23 protein-coding genes and 1 tRNA gene are annotated in these 26,378 nt (G+C 71.5%); 4 read left to right on the forward strand and 20 right to left on the reverse strand.

Going from position 1 to position 26,378, the window contains the following annotated elements; genetic code table 11:
* Window positions 1-157: 157 nt before the first annotated feature.
* Window positions 158-784: an ANTAR domain-containing response regulator gene (locus BKA05_RS10340; RefSeq protein ID WP_218842828.1), complete on the reverse strand. Its 627-nt coding sequence runs from the start codon at window positions 782-784 to the stop codon at window positions 158-160.
* 60 nt (window positions 785-844) lie between these two features.
* On the opposite strand from BKA05_RS10340, the gene BKA05_RS10345 reads away from it, so the two are divergent.
* A tRNA-Leu gene (locus BKA05_RS10345) sits at window positions 845-929 on the forward strand.
* A 29-nt stretch (window positions 930-958) separates the two neighbouring features.
* A complete protein-coding gene (locus BKA05_RS10350) occupies window positions 959-1,738 on the forward strand; it encodes a transcriptional regulator (RefSeq protein ID WP_179531354.1) in 780 nt (259 codons plus the stop codon).
* A gap of 7 nt (window positions 1,739-1,745) precedes the next feature.
* Here BKA05_RS10350 and pyk read toward each other — a convergent pair whose 3' ends face one another.
* The 8 genes from pyk to trpC form a co-directional block, all read right to left on the reverse strand.
* Complete coding sequence (gene pyk, locus BKA05_RS10355) at window positions 1,746-3,206, reverse strand: pyruvate kinase (protein WP_179531355.1); 1,461 nt, start codon at window positions 3,204-3,206, stop codon at window positions 1,746-1,748.
* Window positions 3,207-3,299: 93 nt separating this feature from the next.
* Entirely contained in the window at window positions 3,300-4,766 is a 1,467-nt protein-coding gene (locus BKA05_RS10360) for a glutamate synthase subunit beta (protein ID WP_179531356.1), read from the reverse strand.
* 32 nt (window positions 4,767-4,798) lie between these two features.
* Window positions 4,799-9,358, reverse strand: a complete 4,560-nt coding sequence (gene gltB, locus BKA05_RS10365) for a glutamate synthase large subunit (protein WP_343045612.1) — start codon at window positions 9,356-9,358, stop codon at window positions 4,799-4,801.
* A 132-nt stretch (window positions 9,359-9,490) separates the two neighbouring features.
* A complete protein-coding gene (lgt, locus tag BKA05_RS10370) occupies window positions 9,491-10,372 on the reverse strand; it encodes a prolipoprotein diacylglyceryl transferase (protein WP_179531358.1) in 882 nt (293 codons plus the stop codon).
* A 3-nt stretch (window positions 10,373-10,375) separates the two neighbouring features.
* A complete protein-coding gene (locus BKA05_RS10375) occupies window positions 10,376-10,987 on the reverse strand; it encodes an SCO family protein (protein WP_179531359.1) in 612 nt (203 codons plus the stop codon).
* Entirely contained in the window at window positions 10,980-11,798 is an 819-nt protein-coding gene (gene trpA, locus BKA05_RS10380; protein WP_343045613.1) for a tryptophan synthase subunit alpha, read from the reverse strand. Before trpA ends, BKA05_RS10375 begins: the two co-directional genes overlap by 8 nt.
* Window positions 11,795-13,039 carry a tryptophan synthase subunit beta gene (gene trpB / locus BKA05_RS10385; RefSeq protein WP_179531360.1) on the reverse strand — a complete coding sequence of 415 codons (1,245 nt, stop codon included), beginning with the start codon at window positions 13,037-13,039 and terminating at the stop codon, window positions 11,795-11,797. Before trpB ends, trpA begins: the two co-directional genes overlap by 4 nt.
* A complete protein-coding gene (gene trpC, locus BKA05_RS10390) occupies window positions 13,036-13,818 on the reverse strand; it encodes an indole-3-glycerol phosphate synthase TrpC (RefSeq protein WP_179531361.1) in 783 nt (260 codons plus the stop codon). The genes trpB and trpC overlap by 4 nt, the downstream gene beginning before the upstream one ends.
* Before the next feature lie 149 nt (window positions 13,819-13,967).
* On the opposite strand from trpC, the gene BKA05_RS10395 reads away from it, so the two are divergent.
* The gene (locus BKA05_RS10395; RefSeq protein WP_179531362.1) at window positions 13,968-14,300 is read left to right on the forward strand and encodes a DUF4190 domain-containing protein; all 333 of its coding nucleotides are present in this window, start codon (window positions 13,968-13,970) and stop codon (window positions 14,298-14,300) included.
* A 20-nt stretch (window positions 14,301-14,320) separates the two neighbouring features.
* Here the strand turns inward: BKA05_RS10395 and BKA05_RS10400 are convergent, their stop codons facing one another.
* The 5 genes from BKA05_RS10400 to BKA05_RS10420 form a co-directional block, all read right to left on the reverse strand.
* A complete protein-coding gene (locus BKA05_RS10400) occupies window positions 14,321-14,752 on the reverse strand; it encodes a DUF2752 domain-containing protein (RefSeq protein ID WP_179531363.1) in 432 nt (143 codons plus the stop codon).
* 11 nt (window positions 14,753-14,763) lie between these two features.
* Window positions 14,764-14,961, reverse strand: coding sequence for an HGxxPAAW family protein (locus BKA05_RS10405; RefSeq protein WP_179531364.1), 198 nt, complete (start codon window positions 14,959-14,961; stop codon window positions 14,764-14,766).
* A gap of 78 nt (window positions 14,962-15,039) precedes the next feature.
* On the reverse strand, window positions 15,040-15,633 hold the full coding sequence (locus BKA05_RS10410) for a Trp biosynthesis-associated membrane protein (RefSeq protein WP_179531365.1): 594 nt from the start codon (window positions 15,631-15,633) through the stop codon (window positions 15,040-15,042).
* Window positions 15,626-15,982, reverse strand: coding sequence for a phosphoribosyl-AMP cyclohydrolase (gene hisI, locus BKA05_RS10415; RefSeq protein WP_179531366.1), 357 nt, complete (start codon window positions 15,980-15,982; stop codon window positions 15,626-15,628). The genes BKA05_RS10410 and hisI overlap by 8 nt, the downstream gene beginning before the upstream one ends.
* A gap of 103 nt (window positions 15,983-16,085) precedes the next feature.
* Entirely contained in the window at window positions 16,086-20,063 is a 3,978-nt protein-coding gene (locus BKA05_RS10420) for a hypothetical protein (protein WP_179531367.1), read from the reverse strand.
* Between the two features lie 416 nt (window positions 20,064-20,479).
* On the opposite strand from BKA05_RS10420, the gene BKA05_RS10425 reads away from it, so the two are divergent.
* The gene (locus BKA05_RS10425; protein WP_343045614.1) at window positions 20,480-22,093 is read left to right on the forward strand and encodes a helicase HerA-like domain-containing protein; all 1,614 of its coding nucleotides are present in this window, start codon (window positions 20,480-20,482) and stop codon (window positions 22,091-22,093) included.
* 39 nt (window positions 22,094-22,132) lie between these two features.
* On the opposite strand, the gene hisF is transcribed toward BKA05_RS10425, so the two are convergent.
* From hisF to BKA05_RS10455, 6 genes are read right to left on the reverse strand one after another with little or no spacing between them, the layout of a single operon-like run.
* Window positions 22,133-22,909 (reverse strand): imidazole glycerol phosphate synthase subunit HisF, encoded by a 777-nt coding sequence (gene hisF, locus BKA05_RS10430; RefSeq protein ID WP_179531368.1) that lies wholly within the window; start codon window positions 22,907-22,909, stop codon window positions 22,133-22,135.
* Window positions 22,906-23,649: a bifunctional 1-(5-phosphoribosyl)-5-((5-phosphoribosylamino)methylideneamino)imidazole-4-carboxamide isomerase/phosphoribosylanthranilate isomerase PriA gene (gene priA / locus BKA05_RS10435; protein ID WP_179531369.1), complete on the reverse strand. Its 744-nt coding sequence runs from the start codon at window positions 23,647-23,649 to the stop codon at window positions 22,906-22,908. Before priA ends, hisF begins: the two co-directional genes overlap by 4 nt.
* A 32-nt stretch (window positions 23,650-23,681) precedes the next feature.
* A complete protein-coding gene (locus BKA05_RS10440; protein WP_179531370.1) occupies window positions 23,682-24,017 on the reverse strand; it encodes a hypothetical protein in 336 nt (111 codons plus the stop codon).
* A complete protein-coding gene (hisH, locus tag BKA05_RS10445) occupies window positions 24,014-24,646 on the reverse strand; it encodes an imidazole glycerol phosphate synthase subunit HisH (protein WP_179531371.1) in 633 nt (210 codons plus the stop codon). Before hisH ends, BKA05_RS10440 begins: the two co-directional genes overlap by 4 nt.
* Window positions 24,647-25,255, reverse strand: a complete 609-nt coding sequence (gene hisB / locus BKA05_RS10450) for an imidazoleglycerol-phosphate dehydratase HisB (protein ID WP_179531372.1) — start codon at window positions 25,253-25,255, stop codon at window positions 24,647-24,649. It abuts the gene before it with no gap.
* Window positions 25,255-26,373, reverse strand: coding sequence for a histidinol-phosphate transaminase (locus tag BKA05_RS10455; RefSeq protein WP_179531373.1), 1,119 nt, complete (start codon window positions 26,371-26,373; stop codon window positions 25,255-25,257). The genes hisB and BKA05_RS10455 overlap by 1 nt, the downstream gene beginning before the upstream one ends.
* Window positions 26,374-26,378 lie beyond the last annotated feature (5 nt).

The raw sequence follows: 26,378 nt of genomic DNA on the forward strand, positions 1-26,378 counted from the left end.
GGGACGCTACGGGTGGCACGTGTCCCCGAGGTTTCGGCCACCGCCAGCGAACGCTACACGCACCGGGCCGCTCCCGCGGGCGTCCAGCGCAAGGCGTTCGGATCGGGGCGCGGTCGTGCCCTGATCGTTACGTGAGGCTTTACCGAGCGCGGCTGCCTCAGGGCTGCTCGGTGCCGCCGGCGATCGCCGGACCGTGCGAGATGACCCCCTCGGCCACCTGCTTCATCGACAGCCGCAGGTCCATCGCCGTCTTCTGGATCCACCGGAAGGCCTCGGGCTCGGTGAGGCTGAGCTGCTCCTGCAGCACCCCCTTGGCGCGGTCGACGACCTTGCGGGTCTCCAGGCGCTCCCTGAGGTCGGCCACCTCCGACTCCACGGCCGCCAGCTCGGCGAAACGGCTCACGGCCATCTCGATCGCGGGCACGAGGTCGGACTTCGAGAACGGCTTCACGAGGTAGGCCATGGCACCGGCGTCGCGGGCCCGCTCGACCAGCTCGCGCTGGGAGAAGGCGGTCAGCACGATGACCGGTGCGATCCGCTGGCCGGCGATCGACTCCGCCGCTGAGATCCCGTCGAGCACCGGCATCTTGACGTCGAGGATGACCAGGTCGGGCCGCAGCTCCTCGGCCAGCTCGATGGCCCGGGCGCCGTCGCCGGCCTGGCCGACGACGTCGTACCCCTCCTCGCCCAGCATCTCGGCGAGGTCCATCCGGATGAGGACCTCGTCCTCGGCGATGACGACGGTGCGGGGTGCCGGTGCAGCGGGCTGGGTCACGCCCGACAGGGTAGGGCACCCACCGAGTCCAGCGGCCAGTCGGTTGTCGTCTACCCTGAGCCGACCCTTGCCGGGTTGGTGGAATGGCAGACACGGCGCTCTCAAAAAGCGCTGCCCACAGGGCGTGCGGGTTCGACTCCCGCACCCGGCACCACTGTCGGTGGGCTCGGTCAGACTCCGCCCATGGGGCACGTCCGTCCGCAGCACGTCGTCGACAGCGCTCTCGCTGCATCCGACGCTGGGATGCGCGATGCGGCCAACGCGGCGATGCACGGCGTCGCGGTGAAGACCATCCGACGCTGGCGACGGCTCTACCAGCGCCGTGGGCTGCCGAGGGGCCAGGCACACACCAGCGCGGCGTGCCCCGACTGCGATGGCGGCGCCCTCGACGAACCCGCCTACGCGGAACTACTCGGTTGGTACCTCGGGGACGGGCATCTGAGCCGGGGCCGTCGGGATGTCTGGAACCTTCACATCTACAACGACGCGAGGTACGTCCATGACAACGCAGTGATCGCCGCGATCATGCGGCGCGTGAAGCCTGGTGGCATGCCGCACACCCGGCTGGTCCCAGGCTGCGTGATCACCACCGTGTCGTGGAAGCACTGGATCTGTCTGCTCCCGCAGCACGGCCCCGGGCGCAAGCACGAGCGGGTCATCGCTCTCGAGCCGTGGCAGGAGGAGATCGTCGAGCGCCACTCGGGCCCGTTCCTCCGCGGTCTCCTCCACTCGGACGGGTGCCGCGCCAACAACTGGACGACGCGACAGGTCGGTGGTGAGCGGAGGCGCTACGACTACCCGCGCTGGCAGTTCTCCAACCGGTCCGAGGACATCCTCGGTCTGTACACGTGGGCGCTCGGCCTGGTCGACGTTCCCTGGCGGCGCAGCGGGCGCTGGTGCGTGAGCGTCTCCCGGCGCGAGGGGGTCGCACGCCTCGACGACCTGGTGGGTCCCAAGCGCTGAACCCCCGTCAGGGGCGCCGGTACGCCGGGGCGACGCCATTGATGGCGTCGCCCATCTTGTGGATGCGCAGCGCGTTGGTGGAGCCGGGGATGCCCGGCGGGGCGCCGGCGATGATCACCACGAGGTCGCCCTCCTGCACCCGGCCGATCTGCAGCAGCTGCTCGTCGACCTGACGCACCATCTCGTCGGTGTGCTCGACCTCGGAGGTCTTGAAGGTCTCGATGCCCCAGGACAGCGAGAGCTGCGAGCGCACCTTGTCCTCGGGGGTGAAGGCCAGTAGCGGCACGGGGCCGCGCAGCCGCGACATCCGCCGGGCGGAGTCGCCGGACTGGGTGAACGCGACGACGTACTTGGCGTTGACCCGCTCGGCGACCTCGGCCGCAGCCTTGGCGATCACCCCGGACTTGGTGTGCGGGTCCCACTCGATGGCGTCCAGGCCGGTCTCGTGAGCACTCTCGAGCGCGTGCAGCTCGGTGGCGGAGATGATCCGCGCCATCGTCTCGACGGTGTGGACGGGGTACTCCCCCACGCTGGTCTCGCCGGAGAGCATCACGGCGTCGGCGCCGTCGAGCACGGCGTTGGCGACGTCGGAGGCCTCCGCGCGGGTCGGCTGCGGGTTGCCGATCATCGACTCCAGCATCTGGGTCGCGACGATGACGGGCTTGGCGTTGAGCCGGGCCTTGCGGACCACCTGCTTCTGCAGGAACGGCACCTCCTCCAACGGGCACTCCACGCCCAGGTCGCCGCGGGCGACCATGAAGCCGTCGAAGGCGGCGATGACGTCGTCGAGGTTGTCGATGGCCTGCGGCTTCTCGATCTTGGCGATGACGGGCACCATCACGCCCACCTCACGCATGATCCGGCGCACGTCCTCGGCGTCCTTGGCGTCGCGGACGAAGGACAGCGCCACGAAGTCGACGCTCAACGAGAGCGCGAAGCGCAGGTCGGCCTCGTCCTTGGCCGACAGCGCCGGCACCGAGACGGCCACGCCGGGCAGGTTGATGCCCTTGTTGTTGCTGACCCGACCACCGACCAGCACCTCGCAGCGCACGTCGGTCTCCCCGACCTCGAGGACCCGCAGGCGGATCTTGCCGTCGTCGATGAGGATCGGGTCGCCGGGCGAGACGTCCCCGGGCAGCCCCTTGTAGGTGGTGCCACAGACCTCGGCGTCACCTGGCACGTCGCGGGTGGTGATGACCCACTCCTGCCCGCGCCGCAGGTGGGCCGAGCCCTCCGCGAAGGTCTCGAGCCGGATCTTGGGCCCCTGGAGGTCGGCGAAGATGCCGACCCCGTGCCCACTGGCGTCCGACGCCTCGCGGACCAGGCGGTAGGACTCCGCGTGGTCCTCGTGGCTGCCATGGCTCATGTTGAGCCGGGCGACGTCCATCCCGGCGTACACCAGCTCACGGATCCGCCGGGGCGACGCCGTGGCCGGCCCCAGCGTGCAGACGATCTTCGCTCTACGCACGGACCCACCCTAGCGGACCTTGGATCGTTACAAGGCCGGAGACGGAACAGGCCCGGTGCAAAGGCACCGGGCCTGTTCGATGTCCTGCGGACCTCAGACCACCAGCGGGCGGTCGGTCGGCTTGACCGGCGCGGGCAGCGCGGTGTCGCCGGTGAGGAAGGCATCGACGTACGACGCGGCGGCCCGCCCCTCGGCGATCGCCCAGACGATCAGCGACTGACCGCGCCCGGCGTCGCCGGCCACGAAGACGCCGGGGCGCGAGGACTGGTAGTCCTGGCCCCGCACGACGTTGCCACGCTCGTCGAGCTCCACACCGAGCTGCTCGACCAGGCCGGGCTTCTCCGGACCCAGGAAGCCCATGGCGAAGAGCACCAGCTGGGCCGGGATCTCGCGCTCGGTGCCCTCGACCTCGACCAGCTTGCCGTCCTCGAAGCGGACCTCGACGAGCTTCAGCGCGCGCACGTTGCCCTCGTCGTCGCCGAGGAACTCCTTGGTGGAGACGCTGTAGACGCGCTCGCCACCCTCCTCGTGGGCCGAGGAGACGCGGTAGGTCATCGGGTACGTCGGCCACGGCTGGCCCGAGGGGCGCGCCTCCGGGGGGTGCGGCATGATCTCGAGCTGGGTGATCGAGCGCGCCCCCTGACGGATCGAGGTGCCCAGGCAGTCGGCACCGGTGTCACCGCCACCGATGATCACGACGTCCTTGTCGGTGGCCATGATCTGGCCCTCGACCTCCTCGCCGAGCGAGGAGCGGTTGGCCTGCGGCAGGAACTCCATCGCCTGGTGGATCCCACCGAGCTCCCGGCCGGTGACCGGCAGGTCGCGCGGCTCGGTGGCGCCTATGGCGAGCACCACGGCGTCGTAGCGGTCGACCAGCTTGTCACCGGTCAGCTCACCGCCGACCTCGACACCGGCCCGGAAGACCGTGCCCTCGCGGCGCATCTGGTCCAGCCGACGGTCGAGGTGCTTCTTCTCCATCTTGAACTCGGGGATGCCGTAGCGCAGCAGGCCACCGATCTTGTCGGCACGCTCGTAGACCGCCACGGTGTGCCCGGCCCTGGTGAGCTGCTGGGCGGCGGCCAGACCGGCCGGGCCCGAGCCGATCACGGCGACGGTCCGGCCGGAGAGCCACTCGGGGGGCTGGGGCCGCACGAAGCCGGACTCCCACGCCTTGTCGATGATCGAGACCTCGACGTTCTTGATCGTCACCGGGTCCTGGTTGATGCCCAGCACGCAGGCGGTCTCGCAGGGGGCGGGACACAGACGACCGGTGAACTCCGGGAAGTTGTTGGTCGCGTGCAGGCGCTCGATGGCGCCCTCCCAATCATCACGCCAGACCAGGTCGTTCCACTCCGGGATGATGTTGCCCAGCGGGCAGCCCTGGTGGCAGAACGGGATGCCGCAGTCCATGCAGCGCCCCGCCTGCGGGGTGATGATCGGCAGCAGCGCGCGGCCGATGCCGTCGGGGTAGACCTCGTCCCAGTCCTTGACCCGCTCGTCGACGGGGCGACGCTCTGCACTCTTGCGGCCTTCCTTCAGAAAGCCCTTGGGGTCAGCCATGCTGTGCAGCCTCCTTCATGTCCTCGCCTCGCTCAGCCATGGAGGGCCTCCATCATCTTCTGGGCGGTCTCGTTCTCGTCCAGGCCGTCGGCCTCGGCCTTCGCCTTCGCCTCCAGCACGATCCGGAAGTCGCGCGGCATGATCTCGGTGAACCGGGTCAGCGAGCTCTCCCAGTCCTCCAGCAGCTCTGCGGCGACCTCGGAACCGGTCTCCTCCAGGTGGGCCCGGACCAGGCCCTCGAGCTCGACGGCGGCCTGGTCCTTGACCGGGCCGAGCTCGACGAGCTCCTTGTTGACGCGGAAGTCCTTGAGGTCCAGGACCCAGGCGATGCCGCCGGACATGCCGGCCGCGAAGTTGCGCCCGGTCTTGCCCAGCACCGCCAGGCGTCCCCCGGTCATGTACTCCGCGGCGTGGTCGCCCACGCCCTCGGTCACGACCCAGGCGCCGGAGTTCCGCACGCAGCACCGCTCCCCCACGCCACCGCGGATGAAGATGTTCCCCGAGGTGGCGCCGTAGGCGATGGTGTTGCCGGCGATGATCTGCTCCTGGGAGCGGAACGGCGCGGACCGGTCGGGCCGGACCACGATCCGTCCGCCGGAGAGACCCTTGCCGACGTAGTCGTTGCTGTCGCCTTCGAGCCGCAGGGTGATGCCCTTGGGCACGAACGCGCCGAAGGACTGACCGGCGGACCCGGTGAAGGTCAGGTCGATGGTGCCCTCGGGCAGCCCCTCACCGCGGTACTTCTTGGTGACCTCGTGGCCCAGGATGGTGCCGACGGTGCGGTTGACGTTGCGGATCGTGAGCTGGGCGCGCACGGGCTCGCCCTTCTCGATCGCCGGCTGGCACAGCGGCACCAGCTCGGTGACGTCGAGGGAGGCCTCCAACGCGTGGTCCTGCTCCTTGGTGCAGCGCAGGTCCTGGTCGGGGAAGGCCGAGCCGTCCGGCACGTGCAGGATCGGGCTCAGGTCGAGACCGTGGGCCTTCCAGTGGTCCACGGCCGGCTCCACGTCGAGCGCGGCGACCTGGCCGATGGCCTCGTCCAGCGTCCGGAAACCCAGCTCGGCGAGGTACTCGCGGACCTCCTCGGCGATGTACTCGAAGAAGTTCACGACGTACTCGGCCTTGCCGGAGTACCGCTCCCGCAGGACGGGGTTCTGCGTGGCCACGCCCACCGGGCAGGTGTCGAGGTGGCAGACCCGCATCATGATGCAGCCGGAGACCACCAGCGGAGCCGTGGCGAAGCCGTACTCCTCGGCACCGAGCAGCGCGGCGATGACCACGTCGCGACCGGTCTTGAGCTGACCGTCGGTCTGCACGACGATCCGGTCGCGCAGGCCGTTGAGCAGCAGGGTCTGCTGGGTCTCGGCCAGGCCGAGCTCCCAGGGGCCGCCAGCGTGCTTGAGCGAGGTCAGAGGCGAGGCGCCGGTGCCACCGTCGTGCCCGGAGATCAGCACGACGTCAGCGTGCGCCTTCGACACACCCGTCGCGACCGTGCCGACACCGACCTCGGAGACCAGCTTCACGTGGACGCGGGCGCTGGGGTTGGCGTTCTTCAGGTCGTGGATCAGCTGGGCGAGATCCTCGATGGAGTAGATGTCGTGGTGCGGCGGCGGGCTGATCAGGCCCACACCCGGCGTGGAGTGCCGGGTCTTCGCCACCCAGGGGTAGACCTTGTGGCCGGGCAGCTGCCCGCCCTCACCGGGCTTGGCGCCCTGGGCCATCTTGATCTGGATGTCGTCGGAGTTCGTGAGGTACTCCGAGGTGACCCCGAACCGTCCGCTCGCGACCTGCTTGATCGAGCTGCGCCGCTCCGGGTCGTAGAGGCGGTCCGGGTCCTCGCCGCCCTCACCGGTGTTGGACTTGCCGCCCAGCCGGTTCATCGCGATGGCGAGGGTCTCGTGCGCCTCCTGGCTGATCGAGCCGTAGGACATCGCACCGGTCGAGAAGCGCTTGACGATCTCGGAGACCGGCTCGACCTCCTCGATCGGGATCGGCTGGCGCCCGGTGCTGGCGGCGTCCTTGAACCGGAACAGCCCACGCAGGGTCATCAGCCGCTCGGACTGCTCGTCGACGCGCGAGGTGTACTGCTTGAAGACGTCGTAGCGGCCGGCGCGCGTGGAGTGCTGGAGCCGGAAGACGGTCTCGGGGTCGAACAGGTGCGGCTCGCCCTCGCGGCGCCACTGGTACTCGCCGCCGATCGTCAGCTCGCGGTGCGCCGGGCTGATGCCGCCGCGCGGGTACGCCGTGCGGTGCCGCATCGCGACCTCCTCGGCGATCACGTCGAGCTCGATGCCGCCGAGCTTGGACGTCGTGCCGGTGAAGTAGCGGTCGACGAGCTCCTGGGAGAGCCCCACGGCCTCGAAGATCTGCGCGCCGGTGTAGGAGGCCACGGTGGAGACGCCCATCTTGGACATCACCTTCAGCACGCCCTTGCCGAGCGCCTTGACGAGGTTCCTGACCGCGACCTCGGGCTCGGCCTTGACGTAGTAGCCCTCCCGCGCGAGGTCCTCGACGGACTCCATCGCCAGGTAGGGGTTGACCGCCGCGGCGCCGTACCCGACGAGCAGGGCGACGTGGTGGACCTCGCGGACGTCGCCGGCCTCGATGAGCAGGCCGACCTGGGTGCGGGTCTTCTCGCGCACCAGGTGGTGGTGGACGGCCGCGGTGAGCAGCAGCGAGGGGATCGGCGCCAGGTCGGCGGTCGAGTGCCGATCGGAGAGCACGATGATGCGCGCCCCGTCGGCGATCGCGGCGCTGACCTCGGCGCAGATCTCCTCGATCCGCGCGGCCATCGCCGCTCCCCCGCCCTCGACGTCGTAGAGACCGCGCGAGACGTGGGTGATGAAGCCGGGCATGTCGCCGTCACGGTTGATGTGACGGATCTTGGCCAGGTCGTCGTTGGAGATGACCGGGAACGGCAGGACCACCTGCCGGCACGAGGCCGGCGTCGGCTCCAGGAGGTTGGCCTCCGGACCGATGGTGCCGTTGAGCGAGGTCACGAGCTCCTCGCGGATCGCGTCCAGCGGCGGGTTGGTGACCTGCGCGAACAGCTGGGCGAAGTAGTCGAAGATCAGCCGAGGCTTCTCCGACAGCGCCGCGATCGGGGTGTCGGTGCCCATGGAGCCGATCGGCTCGGCGCCGGTGTTGGCCATCGGCGTGAGCAGGACCCGCAGCTCCTCCTCGGTGTAGCCGAAGACCTGCTGGCGCCGGGTGACCGACGCGTGGGTGTGCACGACGTGCTCACGGTCGGTGATGTCGTCGAGGTGCACCAGGCCGGCGTGCAGCCACTCGTCGTAGGGATGCTCGGAGGCGAGCTGGGACTTGATCTCCTCGTCCTCGACGATGCGGTGCTCCTCGGTGTCGACGAGGAACATCCGGCCGGGCTGCAGGCGGCCCTTGCGGACCACGGTGGCCGGGTCGAGGTCGAGGACGCCGACCTCGGAGGCCAGCACGACCAGGCCGTCGTCGGTGACCCAGTAGCGCGAGGGGCGCAGACCGTTGCGGTCGAGCACGGCGCCGATCTGGTCACCGTCGGTGAACACGACGCACGCGGGGCCGTCCCACGGCTCCATGAGGCTGGCGTGGAACTCGTAGAAGGAGCGACGGGCGTCGTCCATCTCGGTGTGGTTCTCCCAGGCCTCCGGGATCATCATCAGCACCGAGTGCGGCAGCGAGCGACCGCCCATGTGCAGCAGCTCGAGCACCTCGTCGAAGGACGCGGAGTCCGAGGCGCCGGGCGTGCAGATCGGGTAGAGCCGCTCGAGGTCGCCGGGGATCAGGTCCGAGGACAGCAGTGCCTCGCGGGCCCGCATCCAGTTGCGGTTGCCCATGACGGTGTTGATCTCACCGTTGTGGGCGATGAACCGGAACGGGTGCGAGAGCGGCCAGCTCGGGAAGGTGTTGGTCGAGAACCGCGAGTGCACGACCGCCAGCGCCGAGGCGACGCGCTCGTCGACCAGGTCGGGGAAGAAGTGGTCGAGCTGGTCGGTGGTGAGCATGCCCTTGTAGGCCATGGTCCGCGACGACAGCGACGGGAAGTAGACGTCGGTCTCGCGCTCGGCGCGCTTGCGCAGGCAGAAGGCCATCCGCTCCAGCTGCATGCCCGCGACGCGCTGCGTGGCGCCGGCGACGAAGAGCTGGCGGAAGGTCGGCATCACGCCGAGGGCGGTGGCACCGAGGACCGAGGGGTCGGTCGGGACGTCGCGCCACCCGAGGACCGCGAGGCCCTCCTCGGCCGCGATCTCCTCGATCCGGGCGACCTGGGTGGCGACCTGCTCCTCGTCACCGGGCAGGAACGCGGTGCCCACGGCGTACGAGTGCTGCGTGGGGAGCTCGATGCCGAGCTCTGCGGTCACCTCGCGCAGGAAGGCGTCCGGCACCTGCATGAGGATGCCGGCGCCGTCGCCGGAGTTCGGCTCGGCGCCCGCGGCACCGCGGTGCTCGAGGTTGCGCAGAGCGGTCAGTGCCTTGGCCACGATGTCGTGGCTGGCGACGCCGGTCAGGGTCGCGACGAAGGCCACACCACACGCGTCGTGCTCGTGGCGGGGGTCGTAGAGCCCTTGGGGCGGCGGGAATGCGTGCTGATAGGGCACCGGGCGTTCTCCCGTCGTCGTGGTGCCGGGCGGTCTCCCGCCGGCATCTCGGTGTGAACTCAAGCGTTCAGGTGCAGGGGACGACATTGGCCCACGCGCGGAGCCGTCAGATTACCACTGGGTTTCGTGGTGTCAGTCCGGGGCGGCGTCCGGGACGAGGGATGAGACGTGACGGTCGGTGTACACGGCCTCCTCCCGCCCCGGGTGACGTCGCGAGGACCACACGAGGTACGCCGCGGCCGCGAGGAAGAGCACCAGGGAGGTCCACACGTTGAACCGCAGCCCCCCGACGTCGGCCAGCTCCACGTCGTCGATGCGCAACATCTCGATCCAGCCCCGCCCGGCGGTGTAGAGCATCACGTACGCCGCCATGACGCGGCCGTGGCCGAGGCGGAAGCGACGGTCCAGCCAGATGAGCACCGCGAAGGCGGCGAGGTTCCACAGGCACTCGTAGAGGAAGGTGGGGTGGAAGGTCGTGCCCAGCGGGAAGGTCAGGTCGCCGGGCCAGTGCCGCGGGTCGATCTCCAGGCCCCACGGCAGGTCGGTCGGCCGGCCGTAGAGCTCCTGGTTGAACCAGTTGCCCCACCGCCCCAGGGCCTGGGCCACCAGCACGCCCGGGGCGATCGCGTCGAGGACGGGGGCGATCCTGATGCCCTTGGCCCGGGCGCCGAGGTAGACGCCGAGCGCACCCATGGCGATCCCGCCCCAGACCCCGAGGCCGCCCTTCCACAGGTAGAGCGCCTCCCAGGGGTTGCCGCCGTCGCCGAAGTAACGGCCGGCGTCGGTGGCGACGTGGTAGGCCCGTGCGCCGACGAGCCCGAAGGGCACCGCCCAGATGGCGAGGTCCTGGATCTCTCCGGCCTCCCCGCCGCGGGCGACCCAGCGGCGCTCGGCGATCCAGATCGCGGCGACGATGCCGGCGATGATGCTCAACGCGTAGCCGCGCAGCGGGAGCGGGCCGAGGTACCACGTGCCCTCGGCGGGGCTCGGGATGGACAACACGTCGAGGACCACGGGTCAGCTCCTGAGCAGAAGGTGGATGTCGGCGGCGAGGTCGGCCGAGGAGACGTCCTGGCGCCAGAACGCCGGTGCCTCTCCCCCGGCGTCGACCGCGAGGACCTGCGAGCCGTGGCTGCCCAGGTCGTAGCCGCCGGAGGCGAGCTCCTCGGCGTCGGCCACGAAGATGCCCACGCTCTCGCCGAGCGCCTCGATGTCGTCGAGGTCGCCGGTGAGGCCCACAGCGGTGGGGTCGTAGCCGTCGAGGTAGCGGCGGATCGTCGTGGCGTCGTCGCGCGGGGGGTCGGTGGTGACGAACACCAGCTGCACCTGCTCGCGGTCCTCGGGCTCCAGCCGGGTCAGCGCCGTGGCGATCGTCGACATGACCAGGGGGCAGACGTCGGGACAGTTGGTGTACCCGAAGAAGACGAGCGTGAGGCGCGCGCCGGGGTCGGCGAGGCTGAGCGTGCCCCCCTCGGTGGTCGCCAACGACACGTCGGCGACGTCGAAGGGCGGGTCCACCGGCGAGGCCGTCAGCGTGCCCGAGGGCTCGTCGGCTCCCCCGCACGCGCCGAGCACGAGGGCGCAGACCAGCGCGAGGACGACGAGCGGGCCCGGGCGGCGCTCAGGCACGTCGTACGCCCCTCGCGAGCTCCTCGGTGAGGGTGCGGAGGGCGGCGAGCCCGGCGTCGCGGTCGTCGGCGTGGTCCAGGAGGGTACGCACGAAGGCGGTCCCCACGATGATGGCGTCGGCGTGCTCCGAGAGGGCCGCGGCCTGGGCGCCGGTGCTCACGCCGACCCCGACCCCGACCGGCAGGTCGGTGGTGGCCCTGGTCCGGGCGATGAGGGGCGCGACGCCCTCGGCCGTGGCCTGCGTCGTGCCGGTCACGCCCATGATCCCGGTGGCGTAGACGAACCCCCGGCACTGCGCGGTGGTCGTGGCGATCCGCTCGTCGGTGCTCGACGGGGCGACCAGGAAGACCTTGTCGAGGTCGCGGGCGTCGGCGGCCGCGATCCACTCCAGCGCGAACTCGGGGATGATGTCGGGGGTGATCAGGCCCGCGCCGCCGGCGTCGTCGAGCTGCTGGGCGAAGCGCTCGACGCCGCGGCGCTCGACGGGGTTCCAGCTGGTCATCACCAGGGTGGGCGTGCCGGTCTCGGCGACCGCCTCGACCACGCGGAACAGGTCGTCGACGCGGAACCCGCCGTCGAGGGCCTGCTGGACCGCGCGCTGGATGGTGGGGCCGTCCATGACGGGGTCGCTGTAGGGCAGGCCCACCTCGATGACGTCGCACCCGGCGTCGACCATCGTGCGGAGCGCGGCGATCGACCCCTCGACGTCGGGGAACGCCGCCGGGAGGTAGCCGACCAGCGCGGCCCGCCCCTCGGCCCGTGCCCGCTCGAAGGCGGCGGCGGTCCGCGCACCGCTCACCGGCGCGCTCACCGGCCGGCCTCGCCCAGGCCGAAGTACTCGATGGCGGTGCCCATGTCCTTGTCCCCGCGCCCGGAGAGGTTGATCAGGATCGTCGCCTCGGGACCCTTCTCGGCCGCCAGCTGCTCGGCGACCTTGAGGCCACCGGCGATCGCGTGGGAGGACTCGATGGCCGGGATGATCCCCTCGGTCCGGGCGAGCAGGCTGAAGGCCTCCATCGCCTCGGTGTCGGTCACCGGCAGGTAGGTCGCGCGCCCGCTGTGGGCGAGCTGGGCGTGCTGCGGCCCGACGCCGGGGTAGTCCAGCCCGGCGGAGATCGAGTGCGACTCGACGGTCTGGCCGTCGTCGTCCTGCAGGACGTAGGTGCGCGCGCCGTGCAGCACGCCGCTGTCGCCGGCGTGGATCGTGGCGGCGTGGCGCGGGGTGTCGACGCCGTCGCCGCCGGCCTCGAAGCCGTAGATGTCCACCTCGTCGTCCTCGAGGAAGGCGGTGAAGAGGCCGATCGCGTTGGAGCCGCCGCCGACGCAGGCCGCGATCGCGTCGGGCAGCACGCCGTACTGCTCGAGGCACTGGGCGCGGGCCTCGTCGCCGGTGCCGCGGACGAAGTCGCGGACCATGCTCGGGAAGGGGTGCGGGCCGGCAGCGGTGCCGAAGAGGTAGGCGGTGTGGTCGACCGAGGCGACCCAGTCGCGCAGCGCCTCGTTGATGGCGTCCTTGAGGGTGGCGCTGCCGGACTCGACGGGGACGACGGTGGCGCCGAGCAGCTGCATGCGCGCCACGTTGAGGGCCTGGCGGCGGGTGTCGACGGCGCCCATGTAGACGGTGCAGTCGAGCCCGAAGTACGCCGCGGCGGTCGCGCTGGCCACGCCGTGCTGGCCGGCCCCGGTCTCCGCGATGACCCGCTGCTTGCCCATCCGCTTGGTGAGCAGCGCCTGGCCGAGCACGTTGCGGATCTTGTGGGCCCCGGTGTGGTTGAGGTCCTCCCGCTTGAGCAGCACCCGGCAACCGACGCGGTCGCTGAGGCGACGGGCGTGGAAGAGGGGGCTCGGCAGGCCGGCGTACTCGCGCAGGACCTGCTCGAACTCGCCGACGAACGCCGCGTCGGCCATCGCGTCCTGCCAGGCGACGGTGAGCTCGTCGAGCGCTGCCATCAGCGCCTCGGGCATGAAGCGGCCGCCGAAGAGGCCGGGCTCGCCGAACCAGCCCTGGTCGTCGGCCTCGAAGCGGCTGCGCTCGGTGCTCACGTCGGTCATGCGCCTACTCCTGTCATCGCTGCCACGGCGGCCGTGGGGTCGCCGTCCTTGACCAGTGCCTCCCCGACGAGGACGGCGCGGGCGCCCTCGGAGACGAAGCGGGTCACGTCGGCGGGGGTGAAGATGCCGGACTCCGCGACCTTGACCCGGTCGTCGGGGATGCCGGGGGCGAGTCGACCGAAGGTGTCGGGGTCGATCGCGAGGGTCTTGAGGTTGCGGGCGTTGACGCCCACGAGCTCGGCGCCGAGGTCGACCGCCCGCTCGGTCTCGGCCTCGTCGTGGACCTCCACCAGGGCGGTCAGCCCCAGCTCGCCCGCGAGGTCGTGGAGGCGCCGCAGCTCGTCGTCGTCGAGGGCGGCCACGATGAGCAGGGCCAGGTCGGCACCGGCGGCGCGGGCCTCCCAGAGCTGGTAGTCGGTGACGATGAAGTCCTTGCGCAGCAGCGGCACGTCGACCGCGGCGCGCACGGCCCGCAGGTCCTCCAGGCTGCCGCCGAAGCGGCGCTGCTCGGTCAGGACGCTGATGGCGGCCGCACCGCCGGCCGCGTAGGCCCTGGCCAGGACCGTCGGGTCGGGGATCTCGGCCAGGTCGCCCTTGGAGGGGCTGCGGCGCTTGACCTCGGCGATGACGCTGGAGCCCGCGGCGCGCAGCGCCGGCATCGGGTCACGGGGCGCGTCGACGTCGGCCAGGGCGGCCTTGAGGTCGACCAGGGGCAGCACCGCCTCGCGCTCGGCGAGGTCCTGGCGCACGCCGGCGACGATGTCGTCGAGCACCGACATTGCGGCTCCGTTCGAGGCGTGGGGAGGGACACCCGAGTCTGTCACGTGAGGCGAAGCGGGCCCGGCGGCGGGTACGGTCGCCGCACGCACCACAGGAGCACCCCAGGATCGTCCGCAGATCGCCAGGGGCCCGTCCACGAAGGAGACCCATGAGCTACGACCAGCCTCCCCCGCCTCCGCCGCCGGGCTACGGCGCCGCGCCCCAGCCCCCGTACGGCGGACCGCCGCCGGGCACCTCGCAGAAGGCGGTCTGGTCGCTGGTGACGGGCATCTTGAGCCTGTTCTGCTGCGGGCTCGTGCTCGGCATCGTGGCCATCGTCCTGAGCCGGTCGGCGAAGGCGGAGATCGCGAGCACCGGCAAGGGCGGTGGCGGCATGGCCCAGGCCGGCCTGGTCACCGGGATCGTCGGCGTCATCTTCTTCATCGTCCAGATCATCCTGATCTCGACCGGCGCGTTCGAGTTCAGCTTCGAGGCCGGCTGAGCCGGACCGCTCGCGCCGCCTCAGGGCGCCAGCCAGGGCGCGGCCGGGGTGTTGCGCAGCAGCCCGAACACCCCGGCCGCCGCCAGCAGGGCGTAGCCGCCCACGACGACGACGCGGCGCGGCAGCCGCCGCGACCGGCCCCGCCAGCGGTCGCTCGCCCACACCGCCAGGGCCAGCACCGCGAACGGCATCAGGACCACGACGAGCAGGTTGCTGCTCGCGGCGGAGACGACCTCACCGTGGGTCAGGTCGTTGACCGCACGCAGGCCACCGCAGCCGGGGCACCAGAAGCCCATGGCCGCACTGGGGCACAGGCCCCACGAGCCGTCGACGTGCGGGTCGCGCAGGTGCAGCGCGAGGGTGGCGATGCCCAGGCCGCCGATCGTGAGCAGCGGGGCGCGCACCCGGTCCCACCGGCTCGGGGCCGGTGCCGGGGCGAGCAGGGCGCTCATGGGCGTGGGCCTCAGTGGCCCTCGTGCAGACCCATCTTGGCCATCACGAGGAAGACGACGCCGCCGGCGAGGGTGATCACCACGCCCGCCCAGAAGACCGGCATGCTGATCGGGTCGAAGATCAGCCCGACGCTGCCCACCACGAAGCCCAGGAGGCCCACGACCACTGCGCTCCACGCGGCGGGGGTGTTGCCGTGGCTGTTCGACATGCGGGGCTCCTCTGTGGCACGGGTGGATCGGGGTTCGTCGGTGCTGCGGGCGACGTCGTCGGCGCTGCTGGCGACAGTCTAGGGGGACGTGCGGTCGGTCGGGTCGTGACCCTCGTCCATGGCCCTCCACAGGTCCAGAGGGCTCTCGGGGTCGCCGGTCACGGCCCGCTCCTCGCCCGTCGGTGAGTCGTAGCGGCGCCCCATCTCGGGCCAGGCGGGCACCTGCCACACCGCGAGCCCCGCGGCCAGGACCAGCACCACCCCACCTACCACGGCGGCGAGGTACCACCCCGTGACGCTCGCTCCCCCGGTCGCGCCGACCTCGGTCAGGGCGTCCTCGACGGTGCCCCGCAGGTCGCCCAGGGCCGCCGCGGCCGCGGCGAGCAGCCCCAGGGACGCCAGCAGCGCCAGGGCGGCTGCACTGCGTCGTACGACGCCGCGGGTGACGAGCAGGACGCCCCACGACGCCAGGGCGACCAGCGCCAGCGAGGTCACCAGCGGCATCGTCAGGGCGTCGCCCTGGGCGGTCCCGGCGGTGACCATGGCCGCGGCCTGGCCCTCCGCGTCGACCTCGACGGCCGCGCGGGTGCCGGCGACCGCGCAGGTGGTGCCGGCCGCCAGGGCCGCCAGCGTGGCGAGGCCGAAGCCGCGCCGGCCGCGGCGCTCAGCCACGGCCGAGCACCAGGTCGGCGTCGAAGCAGGTGCGGTCGCCGGTGTGGCAGGCGCCGTCGACCTGGTCGACCTTGACGAGCAGCGTGTCCCCGTCGCAGTCGAGGCGGACCTCGACGACGTGCTGGGTGTGGCCGGACGTCTCGCCCTTGACCCAGTACTCCTGCCGGCTGCGCGACCAGTACGTCGCCCGGCGGGTGGTCAGCGTGAGCGCGAGCGCCCGGTCGTCCATCCACCCCAGCATCAGCACCTCACCGGTGTCGTGCTGCTGGACCACGGCCGGCACCAGCCCGTCGGCGGTGCGCTTGAGGCGGGCGGCCAGGGCCGGGTCGAGCTCCGGGGCGGCGTTCATGTCCCCATCATCCCCGCCCGCCCGGCCCGGACGTGCCACGGGGCACCGCGGCGGTCTCCCGCCGGGTGCCCCGTGACCGGTGCTGCTGTGCTGCTGCTGGCCCTCAGCCGATGGAGAAGCTGAGCGTCTTGGCCCGCTTCTTCACCAGGTCGTTGCCGAGGAAGGTCAGCTTCACCGAGTGGAAGCCCTTCGTCAGGCCCTTGACGACCAGCTTCTTCTTGCCGTTGTTGAGCGTCTTGAGGGCGTAGAGCTTCTTGCCCTCGGTGAGCTCGACCTGGCCCGTCACCGGGCTCTGGTTGTCGGCCAGCACGCGGACCTTGACCACGAGCTTCTTGCCCTTGACCTTCTTGGAGGTCTTGAGGGTCGGCTTCTCCAGCTCGACCGGCTCCGTGACCGGGACCGTGGAGACGGTCTCGACCAGGTCGGTGTAGCCCGCCCGCTTGTAGGTCATCCGAGCCGACAGCGTGGCTCCCAGGTCGGCCCGCGCCACCGCGTAGCTGGTACCGGTTCGTCCGGCCACCGGGGTGCCGTCACGCAGCCACTGGATGGCCACCGTGCTGTAGGCCGGGGACGTGGAGCCGACAGCCAGGCGCAGGGTCTCCCCCACCACCGGCTCACCGCTGATGGCCGAGGCCACTGCCTGGTCCATCGAGGTGTCTCCATCGGGAGTGACGAGCACCGGGTCGGACGTCGCGCTGGAGCTTGCGTAGCCGGGGGCGGAGGCCGTGACCCGGACGCTGAGCAGCTTGTCCACCTCGCCCTCCTTCACCGGGTACGTCGACGTGGTGGCCCCGCTGACCGGCGCTCCGTCCAGCAGCCACTGGTACTCGTAGGAGACCCCGGTCGAAGGCGCCCAGGAGCCCGGCAGTGCCGCCACCGTCGAACCGGGCCGGACCGTGCCCGTGACCGAGGGCTTCTCACTGTTGGTGAACACGCCCTTGGCGACCGGGTTGGTCGGGTCGGTCTCCATCGTGACCGGCTCGAAGCCGTCGCGACGCGCGGTCACCTCGACCGAGACGACCTTGCCCTCCTCGCCCGCCGTCAGCAGGTAGGTCCTCGACGTGGCGCCCGTGATGTCCGTGCCGTCGGCTAGCCACTGGTAGGTGAACGTGGGGGCATTGGTCCACTCCCCGTTCTCGGCGGTGAGGGTCCGCCCGACCTGGGCAGTGCCCGTCACCGTCGGCTCGGTCTTGTTCACGAGCTTCGTCGGGTCGGTGCCGTCCAGGGAGACCGGGGAGGTGCCCGACGACTGCTTGGAGGCCGAGGTGTAGCCGGCCAGCTGAGCCGTCACCTGGACGGTGATGACCTTCGCGACGTCCGCCTCGACCGGCTTGTAGGTCGACGACGTGGCGCCCGTGATGGGCTGGCCGTTGGCGAGCCAGGCGTAGGTGAACGAGGACGGCGTCGGAGACCAGGTCCCGGGGCTGGCCGTCAGGGTCTCCCCGACCTTGGCGGTGCCGCTGATGGACGGCGCCCTGGTGTTGCTCAGGGTGCCGTTCCCGACCCTGGCCGTGGGCGTAGAGGCAGCAGGCGGGTTGCTCGGTGCGCTGGTGGGTCGCACCTCGACCATCAGCGTCGAGCCGATGTCTGCGGGGACCGGCTGGTAGGCCGACGCGGTGGCGCCGTCGATCGGGACGAGCCCACGGAACCACTGGTACGTGTAGCTGCTCTGCTGCGCCCACACTCCCGAGTCGGTGGTCAAGGTCTCACCGACCACGGCCTTCCCGATGATGCGGGGAGCCGCACGGAGCTCGTCGGCCGGCGTCGTGTCGTCCGTGAGCTGGGTGGCCAGGGATGTCGGCGCCGTGACGGTCACTCCGTTCCGAGTCGCCGAGACCGTCACCCGGTACTGCGCGTTCGCCGGGCAGCTCATGCTGAACACCGTGCACGAGGTCGAGGCGCTCGGAATGGCGACGGTCCGACCATTCGCCGACGGGTTGCCCAGCCCGTCACTCCGATTGGTCTCGCGCGTGAGGGCGAGCCACTGAGGGTTGGGGGCACTGGTCGTGGGTGCCAGTCGAGACTCCCAGGCATAGGTGAAGCTGAGGCCCGCCTGAGGGGACCACGCACCCTCGTTCGCGGTGAGCGTCGACCCCCGGTCGTTGAGTCCGCTGATCCAGGGAGTCCGAGTGTTCTGCAGGACTCCCCCGTCGAGGGTGACATCGATGCCTGACACGTCGCTGGAGGCGACGACCACGTCGCGCGCGATGCGCGTACCGTCCTCCTGCTTGTCGCCGAAGTAGCTCCTCTCGGTGGCCGTCGGCCCCGTCTTTGCAAACACCCGATAGGTGCGAGACCGGAGCTGCAACGTGTAGGTACCGCCGGTCTGCGTGCTGGCACTGCGACGAGCGGGGGACGCGTTCGGGCCGATCGGATCGCTCGTCTGAGCCACGCCGTCGCGGATGTCGCCGACGTAGGTGTACTCGGCGCCGACGAAGGCGCCTACCACCGGGGTGCCCGCGATGTCGCTGACCAGGCCTCGGACCGTCTGGACCGACGGCAGCTGGTAGGTCTGGCCCGCGAGGTCCTGCTGGGCTCCGACGCTCACGTTCGGCGCCTGGTCGAGGCCGACCAGGCCCGGGAGGAATCCCTCCTCGGTGGTGGCGGAGTCGACGAACTTCAGTCGGTAGCTGCCCTGCGGGACACGCACGGTGAAGGCGCCGTTGGAGACCGTCGCCGAGCTGCCCGGCACCTGGAACCAGGAGGTGTGCGAGACCCCGCCCTGCTCGCCGAGCTCGGTCCAGGTGACCTCCTTCCACGCACTGACGGTGCCGGAGCCCGCGTAGGCGCTGCCCGTCGTCTCGGTCAGGGCGCCCCGGATGGTCGAGACCGTGGGGAGAGTCATGTTCCGACCGGTCAGCGCGGTGCTTGCCGGCACCGACAGGGTCGTGCCCTCGTCGGCGAAGATGGCCGAGGGGAAGTACCGGGTCGGGCGCTGGTCGGCAGCCGCGAACTCGAGCCTGAACTTGGTGTCGGCGGGGACGTCGAGCACGTACGTGCCGTCACCCAGCGTCTCGGTCTCGGCGATCCTCGTGTTCCAGTGGCCGCGGGCACCGTTGGCGCCGGCGGTGTACGTCACTGCGCTCACGTCGACCGCGGCGAGCGCCGCACCCGACTGATCGGTGACCTTGCCGGTCACCTGGGTCGCACGGTCCAGGTCTGCTGAGATGCCCGTGACCGGGGACCCGATCTCCGGCGTCTGGCGGACCACCGACGCGCCGTTGCGGGTGCTCGAGTCGTCGAAGTACTCGGTCCGGAACCCGGGAGCGCTGAAGCCGACGACGTACTGACGCCCGTCCCGTGCCGGGGGCACCGTGGCGGTGTAGGAGCCGTTGGCCGCGGTCTTCGCCTTCGACGACTGGACCTCGGTCCACGTCGTCTGACCCTGAGCGTTGAGCTGGGCGTACTCCACCGAGATCTCGACACCCTGGACCGGTGTCCCCCCCGAGGTCACCTGTCCCGAGATGGTGGTCGTCGTCTGCGCGGTCAAGGTGGCGTTGAGCGGGACCGCCACACCCTCCTTGACCTCGATCTCGGGCGCGCTGTCGCGACTGCTGGTCAGCGAGTTGTTGCCCTGGTAGTAGAAGGTGCCGTACGCCGGGGCGGAGACGCGCACGACGTACTTGCCGAATGCCTGGTCGAGCTTCCAGGTGCCCGCGGGTCGACCGTTGCCCGTCGTCTGGGAGACGACCTCCTCGTAGGCCACTTCCCCGGTGCCGGCGTTGGCGGGCTTGCGCCGCAGCAGGGTGATGGTGGCGCCGTCGATGGGAGCACCCCCGTTGGTCTTGACCAGGCCACCGATCTCGGAGCGGTTGGTGCTCGCGACCGCCGCGTTGATGCCTGTCAGCGAGGCCCCGTTGCCCACGGTGACCGAGGAGGCGGCCGCCGCGGTCGCGGCGTCGTTGTAGTACTCAGTCCGGAACTCGCCCTCCTCATCCGAGAACTTGAGCTTGTACGAGGCGGAGTTGCCTGTGTCCGGAGTGGTGAGGGTGTAGCTGCCGTCGTTCCCCGTCGTCGCCGTGACGGCAGTTGCCGGGTCACCGGTCATCACCGGCGTGCCCTCCGTCGTCAGGAGACTCACGACCACCCCTTGCAGAGGTGTGGTCTCCAGCGCCCCTGCGCGGGTCACCGTCCCCTTGATGCTGCCGGCAGCGGCGTACGCAGGGGCTCCGAGGCCCCCGATGAGCAGGCCGAGCACGGTCAGGAAGAGCAGAGGAAGCGCACTGATTCTTGTGCGGCGTCGGGACGAGCGGGGGAACAACATGGTCACCTCGAAGCGGCGGGGGGTGGGGAGCACGACAAGCACCGGGAGATCCCAGCGCCGCCTCAACGTGACGGGAGCGCGCAGCGTTACGGCTGGGGGCAAAGAAACTTGACAGGCACGGCAAAGCGGGGTCTGTGGTCCAGACCACACGACTTTACTGATTTGACCTTTACTCTCGGCCCGGTCTAAAGAACCCCGACTATCAGGCCGGCCGGGCCGTCTAGGGTCGAGAGGTGAGCAGCTCAGACAGTGACGCACCCGACCCGCATGCCCTCGTGACCCAGGTGCAGGAGGGGTACGCCTTCGACGGCCCGGCCCTGGAGCTGGGCGCCCTGATGAGCACGGCGGACGACGTGCACCCCGAGGCCCCGGTGCGGATACCGCTGGGGATGCTCAACCGGCACGGCCTGGTGGCCGGCGCTACGGGCACGGGCAAGACCAAGACCCTGCAGCTGTTGGCCGAGCAGCTCTCGGACGCCGGGGTGCCGGTGTTCGCGGCGGACGTGAAGGGCGACCTGTCCGGCCTCCTGGCTGCGGGCGACCCCTCGGCCAGGGTGGACTCGCGGATGACCGCCCTCGGGCAGGAGTGGGCGCCGACCGGCTACCCGGTCGAGCTCTACGCGCTGGGCGGGGAGGGCACCGGCGTACCCCTGCGCGCGTCCATCAGCTCCTTCGGCCCGCTGCTGCTCAGCAAGGTGCTCGGACTGAACAAGACCCAGGAGTCCAGCCTCGGACTCGTCTTCCACTACGCCGACAAGGCCGGCCTGCCGCTCCTGGACCTCTCCGACCTGCAGGCCCTGCTGCGCTACCTCACCTCCGACGAGGGCAAGGCCGAGCTGAAGGGCATCGGGGGGGTGTCCACCGCCACCGCCGGCGTCATCCTGCGCTCCCTGGTGACCCTGGAGACCCAGGGGGCCGACCGGTTCTTCGGGGAGCCGGAGTTCGAGCCGTCGGACCTGATGACGACCACCGAGGACGGCCGTGGCCTGATCTCGCTGCTGGAGCTCCCCCGCCTGCAGGACCGGCCGGCACTCTTCTCGACCTTCCTGATGTGGCTGCTCGCGGACCTGTTCCACTCCCTTCCCGAGGTCGGCGACCCCGAGAAGCCCTCACTGGTCTTCTTCTTCGACGAGGCGCACCTGCTGTTCGACGACGCCTCGGACGCCTTCCTCGACCAGGTCGCCCAGACCGTCAGGCTGATCCGCTCCAAGGGCGTGGGCATCTTCTTCGTCACCCAGTCCCCCACCGACGTACCCGACGAGGTGCTCGCCCAGCTCGGCTCCCGCGTCCAGCACGCCCTGCGCGCCCACACGCCCAAGGACGCCAAGGCGCTGAAGGCAGCGGTCAGCACCTACCCGCACTCCGAGTACGACGACCTCGGCCGGGTCCTCACCTCGCTCGGCGTCGGCGAGGCCGTCGTGACCGTGATGGACGAGCGCGGGGCGCCGACGCCCGTGGCCTGGACGATGCTGCGCGCACCGCAGTCGCGGATGGCGCCGGCGGACCCCGCCTCCATGGAGGCCCTGGTCGCCGCCAGCCCCCGCCAGGCGACCTACGGCACCGCCATCGACCGCGAGTCGGCGCGCGAGAAGCTCGCCGCCCGCCTCGAGCAGGCGGCCGAGAAGGAGGAGGCCCCGCCGGCGTCTCCTGCTCCGGATCAGCAGCCCGGACCGGTCCCGCCGTCGCAGCGCAAGATCCCGGTCCCGCGCACCACCGTGCCGTCGGGCGGCGACGACAGCGGGGAGTCGACGCTGGACAGGGTCGTCTCCTCGCCGGTGTTCAAGGACGCGGTCCGCACCGCGGCCCGCGAGATCGTGCGCGGGATGTTCCGGACCGGGCGGCGCTGAGGGGACCCGGCCGGAGGGTCGCGGAGTGACCCTGCGCGGTCAGCGGACCGGGTGGCCCGCCTGCGCCAGTGACTCCTTGACCTCGGAGATCCGGCAGGTGCCGAAGTGGAAGACGGTCGCGGCCAGCACGGCGTCCGCGCCCGCGTCGACGGCGGGCGCGAAGTGCTCGACCCGCCCCGCACCGCCGGAGGCGATCACGGGCACGGTGACCTCGCGGCGTACCCGGGAGATGAGGTCGAGGTCGAAGCCGTCCTGGGTGCCGTCGGCGTCCATCGCGTTGAGCAGGATCTCCCCCGCCCCCAGCTCGCACGCCCGCGCCGCCCACTCCAGCGCGTCGATGCCGGCCGACTGCCGGCCCCCGTGGGTGGTGACCTCGAAGCCGGAGGGACACTCGCTGGTCGAGCCTGTCGAGACCCGACGGGCGTCCACCGACAGCACCAGCACCTGGTTGCCGAACCGGTCGGCGATCTCGGCGATGAGCTCGGGACGGCGGATGGCCGCGGTGTTGACCGCGACCTTGTCGGCCCCGGCGCGCAGCAGTCGGTCGACGTCCTCGGTCGAGGAGACTCCCCCGCCGACCGTGAGCGGGATGAAGACCTCCTCCGCACACCGCGAGACCACCTGCATGGTCGTGGCGCGGCCCTCGTGGGAGGCGGAGATGTCGAGGAAGGTCAGCTCGTCGGCGCCCTCGGCGTCGTAGGTGCGGGCGAGCTCGACCGGGTCACCGGCGTCGCGGAGGTCCTGGAAGTTGATGCCCTTGACCACCCGGCCGCCGTCGACGTCCAGGCACGGGATGACGCGGACAGCCAGGCTCACTGCGACGCCCCAGTCCCCTGGGTCAGCGCCAGCGCGTCCTCGAGCGTGAACCGGCCCTCGTAGAGCGCTGTGCCGGCGATCGCACCCTCGACACCGAGCGGCACGAGGTCCATCAGGGCACGGATGTCGTCGAGCGTCGTGACACCGCCCGAGGCGACGACCGGCGCGTCGGTGGCGGCACACACGTCGCGCAGCAGCTGCAGGTTGGGGCCGGCGAGCATGCCGTCCTTGTTGACGTCGGTGACGACGTAGCGGGCACAACCCTCGGAGTCCAGGCGCGTCAGCACCTCGTAGAGGTCCCCTCCGTCGCGGGTCCAGCCGCGGGCGGCGAGGGTGCGGCCCCGGACGTCGAGGCCGATCGCGACCCGGTCGCCGTGCTCGGCGATGATCTTCGCGCACCACTCGGGCTGCTCGAGCGCGGCGGTGCCGATGTTGACCCGGGTGCAGCCCGTGGCCAGCGCGGCCTCCAGGGACTCGTCGTCGCGGATGCCGCCGCTCATCTCGACCTTGATGTCGAGGGCGCCGACGATCTCGGCCTGCAGCTCGCGGTTGGTGCCCCGGCCGAAGGCGGCGTCGAGGTCCACCAGGTGCAGCCACTCCGCGCCAGCGTCCTGCCAGCGCCGGGCGGCGGCCACCGGGTCGCCGTACACCCGCTCGGAGCCCGCCACGCCCTGGGCGAGCTGGACGGCCCGGCCCTCGGTGATGTCGACGGCGGGCAGCAGCTCGAGGTAGTCGCTCATGTCTTCTCTCGGTCGTGGGTGGTGGGGCTGGATCAGGTACGTCGGAACAGCATGGTGTGGAGGACGGGAGCGCCCAGGGCGCCGACCGCGAGGGCCAGCAGCACGGCCGCGGGGCTCTCGGTGAACGCCCAGGTCAGGACGACCGCCGCGAGCACCAGCGCCACGGTCGTCGCCGTCTGCCGGCGACGACGCTCGGCGAGGATGCCGGACTGCCGGTTGCGCGCCCCCGCCGAGCGGAACCAGCCGGTCAGCGCGCGTCGACGGGCGGCCCAGCGCTCGCGGCGGGCGGCCTCGGCGGCGCGCTTCTGTGCCAGCAGCGCGGCCGCCGCCTCCCGCTCGGCCCGGCGTCGCGCGCGCTCCTTGCTCACAGGGTGCGGACCCAGTTGCGCAGCAGGGCCGCCCCGGCGTCGCCGGACTTCTCGGGGTGGAACTGGGTGGCCCAGAGCGGGCCGTTCTCGACCGCCGCGACGAACCGGTCCTCGCCGTGGGAGGACCAGGTCACCAAAGGCGCGGCCGTGCGGTCGTTGGTCACCAGGGTCCAGTCGCGCACGCCGTAGGAGTGCACGAAGTAGAACCGCTCCTGCTCGATGCCCTCGAACAGCTTCGTGCCCTCGGGCGCCGACACGGTGTTCCAGCCCATGTGCGGCACGACCGGGGCCTGCAGCCGCTCCACCAGCCCGGGCCACTCGTCACAGCCCTCGGTCTCCACGCCGTGCTCGATCCCGCGCGCGAAGAGGATCTGCATCCCCACGCAGATGCCGAGCACCGGACGGCCGCCGGCCAGCCGCCGTCCGATGATCCGCTCGCCCTTGATCGCCCGCAGGCCCTCCATGCACGCGGCGTACGCCCCGACGCCGGGGACCAGCAGTCCATCAGCCGCCAGGGCTGCGTCGAAGTCGGAGGTCAGCGTGACGTCGGCCCCGGCGCGCTCGACGGCGCGCACGGCCGAGCGGAGGTTGCCCGACCCGTAGTCGAGGACGACGACCGAAGGGGCCACTTAGAGCGCGCCCTTCGTGGAGGGCACGCCCGTCTCGCGGGGGTCGAGCGCGACGGCGTCGCGGAACGCCCGCGCGAACGCCTTGAACTGGGTCTCCACGATGTGGTGCGGCTCGCGGCCGGCCAGCACGCGCACGTGCAGGGCCAGGTGGGCGTGGAAGGCGATCGACTCGAAGACGTGCTGGGTCAGCGAGCCGAGGTAGGACACCCCGGAGCCGCCGAGCTGAACGTACTGCTGGCCCTCCGGCTCACCGGTGTGCACGCAGTAGGGCCGGCCGGAGACGTCGACCACGGCCTGCACCAGCGCCTCGTCGAGCGGCACGGTCGCGTCCCCGAAGCGGCGGACGCCCACCTTGTCCCCCAGCGCCTGGCGCAGCGCCTGGCCGAGCGCGATGGCGGTGTCCTCGACGGTGTGGTGGGCGTCGATGTGGACGTCACCGTCGGTCTGCACCGTCAGGTCGACCAGCGCGTGCCGCGCGAAGGCGGTGAGCATGTGGTCGTAGAACCCCACGCCGGTGGAGATGTCGTGGCGGCCGGTGCCGTCGAGGTCGACCTCGACGAGCACCTTCGACTCGCTGGTCTGGCGCTCCACGCGTCCGGTGCGGCTCATCACTTGCTCCCACTCTCGTCCAGCACGACGTCCAGGGCCTCCCTGAACGCGGTCATCTCCGCAGGGGTCCCGATCGACACCCGCAGCCAGCCCTCGGGGCCGACCTCACGGACCAGGACGCCCTGGTCCAGCAACCGTTGCCACACAGCATGCCGGTCCGGGAACGTCCCGAACAACGCGAAGTTGGCATCGGAGTCGGCGACGTCGAGGCCGCGATCCCTCAACCAGACCACGGTCTCGTCGCGCTCGCGGCGCAGCTCGTCGACCCTGCCCAGCAGCTCCTCGCGGTGGCGCAGCGCGGCCAGCGCGACCGCCTGGCTGACCGCGGAGAGGTGGTAGGGCAGTCGCACGACCCGGATCGCGTCGCAGATGCGGGGGTCCGCCGCGAGGTAGCCCAGCCGCAGACCTGCCCCGGCGAAGGCCTTGCTCATCGTGCGCGTCACCACGAGGTTCGGGTACGCCGGCAGCAGCTCGATCGCGCTGGGCGTGCCGGACCGGCGGAACTCGCCGTACGCCTCGTCGACCACCAGCAGGCCGTCCTCCCCCAGCGCCTCGCAGAGCACCCCGACGACCTCGGGCTCGAGCGCGGTGCCGGTCGGGTTGTTGGGGCTCGGCAGCAGCACCAGGCTGGGTCGCTCGGTGCGCACCAGCCCCAGGGCGGCGTCGACGTCGAGGGTGAAGTCCTCGGCCCTGCGACCGGCCACGAAGCGGCTGTGGGTGTCGCGTGCGTACTCGGGGTACATCGAGTACGTCGGCGCGAAGCTGACCACGGTCCGGCCGGGGCCCCCGAAGGCCTGCAGCAGCTGCAGCATGACCTCGTTGGAGCCGTTGGCCGCCCACACCTGCGCGGGCGAGATCGGCTCCTGGTCGGCGGCCACGTCGCGCGAGAGGTAGTCGGCCAGCGCCTCGCGCAGGGCGACGTGCTCGCGGTCGGGGTAGCGGTTGAGCCCGCGGGCCGCCTCGGCCGCGGCCGCCGCGATGTCGGCGACGCAGGCCTCGGAGGGGCCGTAGGGGTTCTCGTTGGTGTTGAGCTGCACCGGCGCCTGCTCCAGCGAGAGCTGGGGGGCGCCGTACGGCGCGAGGCCGCGCAGCTCCTCACGGAGCGGCGGGAAGGTCACGTGCC

Source organism: Nocardioides marinus (assembly GCF_013408145.1).
GTDB classification, from domain to species: Bacteria; Actinomycetota; Actinomycetes; order Propionibacteriales; family Nocardioidaceae; genus Nocardioides; species Nocardioides marinus.